The organism is Roseovarius litorisediminis (assembly GCF_900172295.1).
Classification (GTDB): Bacteria; Pseudomonadota; Alphaproteobacteria; order Rhodobacterales; family Rhodobacteraceae; genus Roseovarius; species Roseovarius litorisediminis.
This window is the reverse complement of the sequence record NZ_FWFL01000036.1, coordinates 1-749: the sequence shown is the minus strand read 5'-3', so window position 1 is coordinate 749 and position 749 is coordinate 1. Positions and strand designations below refer to the sequence as shown.

Genomic DNA, 749 nt, shown 5'->3' with positions numbered 1-749 from the left:
AACGAAAGACCATCGACGCGCGACGCTTGCATCACAGACAACGTGCCGCATAATGCAATCAACCAGATGAGCCGAAAACTCTCTTAGTTTAAGCCGCCTTTGGTGCCAAAAACCCTGACGACGGACAAAGTCACTGGGCGACGGTACCATGTCGAGCTTTCCGGAGCCTGCTCAGGCGCTATGCGCCGCGCGGGCAATCCTCCAAGCGACCGATCAATCCGACGGACCTGCCATCGCCCTGCGCGTCGGCATCCATACCGGCAACGTCGTCCAAACGAACGATGATTTCTTTGGGTCCGTGGTCAACAAGGCCGCCCGGATCGCAGCCCTTGCCGCCCCGGGCAAAATCCAGGTCTCTGATGCCACGCGGAAAATGGTCGGCGAAACACAAGATTACCGCTTTGCCAAAGCTACTTCAGTGCAGTTGCAAGGGTTTGACGGCGAGCATCTTATTCACCGACTGGTCTAAAGGATTGAGCTAGGAAAATTTTGCGTTTTTCGAGGGCAGCTTTGTCCCGCAACTCGGTCATTCGTGCAATCCGCAGCGAACGACGGCTTCGAGCCGATTCTGTGGAAAAACAACGTGTTGCTGTTGCAGAAAGTGTGGTTCTGAACAGAGCGCGAGCGCCTTTTCTATCAGGCTTTGCGCGTTTGCTGCGGTGCAGGAAGGATCTTGGCCAGTTTGCGGAGGTTTTGGGCGGTGGCGGCGAGGAGGAATTCGTCATTTGCACCGCATGGGCCGCGTAATC

1 protein-coding gene is annotated in these 749 nt (G+C 56.1%); it reads left to right on the top strand.

Annotated features, from left to right (window positions below; genetic code table 11):
* Window positions 1-148 precede the first annotated feature (148 nt).
* Window positions 149-469 (top strand): adenylate/guanylate cyclase domain-containing protein, encoded by a 321-nt coding sequence (locus PEL8287_RS19675; RefSeq protein WP_085894144.1) that lies wholly within the window; start codon window positions 149-151, stop codon window positions 467-469.
* Window positions 470-749 lie beyond the last annotated feature (280 nt).